This is a genomic window from Microcystis sp. LE19-41.2A (genome assembly GCF_027530405.1).
Classification (GTDB): Bacteria; Cyanobacteriota; Cyanobacteriia; order Cyanobacteriales; family Microcystaceae; genus Microcystis; species Microcystis aeruginosa.
Genome location: NZ_JAPZQJ010000555.1, coordinates 1 through 4,816, shown reverse-complemented (window position 1 = coordinate 4,816; position 4,816 = coordinate 1). Strand labels below are relative to the sequence as shown.

The following is a 4,816-nucleotide window of genomic DNA, read 5'->3' as shown; positions in this document are numbered from 1 at the left end:
CATGTTTCGAGTTATTCCAGCGGCCATAGGGGTCTATATTCCCCGTCAGGAAACACAATCTTAAAACTAACGAAAAGGAGGAGAATACAATAAACCCCCCTTTGTCCAAAGATTATTTAAACCTCGATCGAGTTGTAGGGGGTTACCGATTTCCCGATCATAAATTTCCCCGTAATTACCCACCTGTTTTAAGACTCTTTGGGCAAAATCATTGGGTAAACCCATATCTTCACCTAACTTCTCATCGATACCCAAAAAGCGCCGAATACTGGGGTCTTTGCTGTCGGCAAAAGTGGCAATATTTTGGGAGTTAATCCCAAATTCTTCCCCTTGAATTAAACTAAAAACGTTCGAGCGGACGGCATTCGACCAAGCGGGATCACCATCGGCCACGGCCAAGGGTTCCTTAGATATTACCACTTAGTTTACCACTGATAGGGAATAATATTAGTATCATAAGGTAAGCGATCTTCATCTGGTGCGTCTGCCTGAAAAGCGACCGAGTTTAGATGCAGTGCAAAAGCTTCCCGCTCGCCAATTGTCTGAAAACCATGCCAAATACCGGGAGGAATTTGTACCAGTTTAGGAGCCAATTCGCCTAAAAATATCGTGTTAATTTTGCCTCTGGTGGGTGAGGTTTCCCGATCATCGTAAAGGACAAGTTTCAACAGTCCTACCATGACGGCAATTTGATCAATTTGCGTTGTGTGTCTGTACCAAGCTTTAACAATACCGGGCAAAGTTGAAGTAATATAAACTTGTCCAAAGCCGGGGAAAATCTTATCGTCAGCCCGTTGAATTTCCATGAGTCGTCCTTTTTCATTTGGCAATAACTTGAGAGGGCAAACTTCTACACCTTCTATCCATTGCTCATTAGATTGTGTTAACTTTGTCATAGCTAAAGACTTAAGAACCATTTATCACTATAAGGAACCACATAATGAGCCACTATACTACAGATATTGACCATTTGCGTTTATTTCTATTTACCACAGATGCTTTATTGGCTAAACAAGCCGAGCAAGTAGGGATTGATAGTATCATTGTAGACTGGGAACGGATTGGTAAACGAGAGCGACAGATTAGCTATTCAACCCAAATCAACGCCGATACACCAGAAGATGTGGTTGCTCTAGCTGAAGTTATCTCCATCCCAATTACAGTAAGAATTAATCCCTTAGATAACAATACTTCTGACGAGATAGAAACTGCCCTAGATTCTGGAGCTAAGATTATTATGCTACCGATGGCAAAAGTTCCCAGTGAGGTAGATAAATTTATTTCTCTAGTCAATGGAAGAGCTAAAACCCTAGTCCAAATTGAGACTCACACATTAGTAGAACATTGCCATGAGCTTAGAGATCTAGGTTGGGACTATAGTTATATTGGACTGAATGATTTAATGATTTCACGCCAAAAAAACTCTATTTGGGATTTACTGGCAGATGGTACAGTTGAACAAATTTTTCAAATTTTAAACAATCGTATCGTTGGATTCGGTGGAGTAACGAGAATTAGTGGCGGCAACCCTATACCCTTCCTCGAACTTCTGCATGAGATGGCGCGGATCAATTGCGGTTTAAGTGTTTTGAGGCGTACTTTTAAAAACGAAATGAGTGGACGGAATCTTCAGGCGGAGATCCAAGCGATTCGGGCTGCTTGGGTAGCGGCGCGTCTTCGCAGTCGGGAAGCAGTTTTAGCAGATCAGCTCACATTTTTAAAGCGACTGGGAGCAAATTAGAATTATGATATGGCTTATAGATCAAAACGCCAAGGTTATGGACGTAGCTGTTATTATCCCTTTATTCAACGGCTCTCAATGGATTCGACAAACACTCGAGTCAGTATTTTCCCAGTCTCAACCACCGAGAGAAATAGTAGTGGTTGACGATGGTTCTGAGGACGAATCCCTAGAGATTGTCAAGTCTTTTTCAGGTATCACTTTATTACGAAATCCTGACAAGGGTTCTCATTGCGCCCGCAATTTTGGATTCAAACATACTACTGCGCCTCTAGTAGCATTTCTCGATCAGGATGACATCTGGCATCGAGATCACCTGCGCCTTATGAGTACGATCCTAGAACAATTTCCCCAATCTGCTGCTTGTGTAGCCAATTGCGCCCATTTTTATGAAGATAGCCTAAATTTTCCCTCTCCAATCCTTAATCCTCAGTTTTTTGCTCCTTGGGATTTTTTCCCTACCAATTCTGTCGCCACTCCCTCAGCTGTTGTGATTCGACGCGAAGCACTCGATTCCATCAATGGCTGGCCAACACAGTTTACGGGAACTGCTGTAGATTACTATACTTGGTTAAGGTTAAGTGTTAATCAATCTCTGATAAGAAACCATTGTATTACGGTTGGATATCGTCGCCATAATAATTCTCAGGGGACGAAGTTAAGACTACAAAACCTTGAAAAATTAATAGATAATCACATAAACACTTTAGCAGATGCTCTTCGTTATCGGGTTTCTGTCTATCCCCAAGATGCTGTATTACTGGAAAATAGATTGAAATCATTAACTAATATGTTGGATATTATCACAGCCACTATCACTGCTGATCAATCACTGCTGGTGAAAGGTGCTATTTCCTTTGAAGAAAGTCTAGCTAATGAGTCAACTGCTTTTATTAGCTCAATGTGTAACTTGCTGTTATGGTTTTTATATCCTTACTTAGATCCTCAAGAATTTACTTTGAAAATCATCCTCGAACATTGGCCAAATAAGGCAGCCAAAACCCGCCAAGGATTGAGAGAGCGAATTGCTTTAAGCAGAATCCTTCCGAGACATCTATTAGCACATCCATTTGACCTAAGTTTATGGGCTTTATTAGTAGAGTTTGCACCTTTGATAAGCAATAAGCTTATGCCCCGATAAATTCCTCTGACAAATTATATAATCATTAATTCAATCAACAATATGGCTACTAATACCCTCATTAAAAATCGATTGAAAAACTTACAACACTTCGCCCCAAATATTGTAGGTGAATTTATATATTTATGGAAAGATAGACAATATGATCCCCCTAAAGAGCAAAGAGAAATTTTGAAGAAATTAGCAACCGATTCCACTGAACATCTTAATAAACGCTCTTTATATAGTCATTTATTAGGAACTTATAGAATCTTGAAAAAATGGAACTCATCTGAAGAGATTTGTCTAGCTGGTCTTTATCACAGCATCTATGGAACTTATAGCTATAGAAAAAGTTTGGTTAATCTAGAACAAAGAGGTATAATTAAGGATGCTATTGGTTCTGATGCTGAAAAATTAGTTTACTATTATTGTCTTGAAGATAGAAAACATTTCCCCTCTAATTTTGAGCAAGTTAATGAATTTAAACTGATAAATTATCGTGATAACAAGGAAATAATTTTAACTCAAACAGAGCTTAGTGCTTTAATAACTATTCGTTTAGCAGATCACTTAGAACAATTACCTTATACCCGTGATTATCGTCATCAAGAATTTTATCTTAAAGCTAAACCTTTCCTGACTCAAAAAGCTTATGCTGATTTTCTGATGGCTCATAGGAGAAAAATTTAATTATAGTTAATAAAGATGAAATTTAGTATTGTTATTACAACCTGCAATCGTTTATCGTTGCTTAAAAGAGCAATCGCTTCGTCCCTAAATCAATCTATTCCCTGTGAAGTCATTGTGGTTGATGATTGTTCCTCTGATGGTACAGCAGAATATATTCAAAGCCTGGGGGAAGATATTATCTTCTATCGTAATCTCAAGAATATGAGGCAATCCTTTTCGGTAAATGTAGGGGTTAAAGCTGCTCAAGGAGATTGGATTAAACTACTCGATGATGATGACTATCTTGCCCCTAATTGTATAGAGGAAATAATGAAAAATATTGCTCAGTATCCCGAAGCTGTCATTTGTTCCTGTCAGGCGACACAGGTGGATATTAAAGGAGTAGAAATCTGTCAAACTCCAAAAATAGGACTTGAACAGGCTTTCTATATCGCTCAAGCAGATATACACTATGGTATGCTCCTAGAAGAAGTTCCCTTCGGAACAACTAGCCAAGTTGCTTTTCTCAGAGATGCTTTTCTTAACTCAGGGGGTTGGGATTCAAGTTTAGATGACTGTTATAATGACATTGATTGCTGGCTTCGCATTGCTCAGTTTGGGGATGCTGTGTTTGTTAACTCCTGTTTGGTGTATCGAGTAGTTTGGTCTGGTAGTTATAATCAAAAGTCTTCATTGTTAAAGCGACTCAACACTAACATTTTGATCAAAGAGAAAATATATAACTTAGTTAATCCAAAATATCAGTCTGTTCTGCCACCACTCTCATATATATGTAATTATGTTAAACTACATTGGTTATTAGTGGCCTTAAAACAAAAACATTTTGTTTTCGCCATCAGAATCTCTTTTCCTGCCGTATTATCTATGAGGTCTTGGAATATTTTAGTTAAGGCAATGAGATCCCGTAATAATCGCCCTTCCAGAAAAAGCGTAATTTTAAAAACTACAAAGTGAAGTGACGCAATCCTTCCCAGTATCCTTGCTCAAGCTTTCAAAGGAGAATTATTATCTCGTTCCCAGGTAGAACCTGGGAACGCTCTCTTCCGGTTCTACCTGAATACTACTTTAAGGCAGAGCCTTCGATATTGTGTTCCAAGGCTCTGCCTTGCAACAAGGAACCTTCGCTCATGATGCCCAAATCGACGATCAAAGGTTAGATTTATATAGCCTAGAAATTGAACACTGGTGGCAAATTTTCCCGCTTTTATGGACATTACCGCGAGGACAACAGGGTTTATTATCTTGGGTGAGAACTCTTAAGG

At 38.9% G+C, this 4,816-nt stretch carries 5 protein-coding genes and 2 pseudogenes; 5 read left to right on the top strand and 2 right to left on the bottom strand.

Annotated features, from left to right (window positions below):
• Positions 1-66: 66 nt before the first annotated feature.
• A pseudogene (locus tag O9290_RS23395) lies at positions 67-420 on the bottom strand (amino acid ABC transporter substrate-binding protein); the annotation flags it as partial.
• A gap of 5 nt (positions 421-425) precedes the next feature.
• On the bottom strand, positions 426-896 hold the full coding sequence (locus O9290_RS23390; RefSeq protein ID WP_150975694.1) for a dTDP-4-dehydrorhamnose 3,5-epimerase family protein: 471 nt from the start codon (positions 894-896) through the stop codon (positions 426-428).
• 44 nt (positions 897-940) lie between these two features.
• Here O9290_RS23390 and O9290_RS23385 point away from each other — a divergent pair, with 44 nt between their 5' ends.
• From O9290_RS23385 to O9290_RS23365, 5 genes and pseudogenes are all read left to right on the top strand, one after another.
• Positions 941-1,741, top strand: a complete 801-nt coding sequence (locus O9290_RS23385) for an aldolase/citrate lyase family protein (protein ID WP_147070829.1) — start codon at positions 941-943, stop codon at positions 1,739-1,741.
• A 4-nt stretch (positions 1,742-1,745) separates the two neighbouring features.
• Positions 1,746-2,882 carry a glycosyltransferase family 2 protein gene (locus tag O9290_RS23380; protein WP_288059048.1) on the top strand — a complete coding sequence of 379 codons (1,137 nt, stop codon included), beginning with the start codon at positions 1,746-1,748 and terminating at the stop codon, positions 2,880-2,882.
• Positions 2,883-2,924: 42 nt separating this feature from the next.
• Positions 2,925-3,554: a DUF6817 domain-containing protein gene (locus O9290_RS23375; RefSeq protein ID WP_147070825.1), complete on the top strand. Its 630-nt coding sequence runs from the start codon at positions 2,925-2,927 to the stop codon at positions 3,552-3,554.
• Between the two features lie 15 nt (positions 3,555-3,569).
• Positions 3,570-4,508, top strand: a complete 939-nt coding sequence (locus tag O9290_RS23370) for a glycosyltransferase family 2 protein (RefSeq protein ID WP_287732846.1) — start codon at positions 3,570-3,572, stop codon at positions 4,506-4,508.
• 169 nt (positions 4,509-4,677) lie between these two features.
• Positions 4,678-4,816 (top strand): annotated as a pseudogene (locus tag O9290_RS23365) (lipid kinase); the annotation flags it as partial.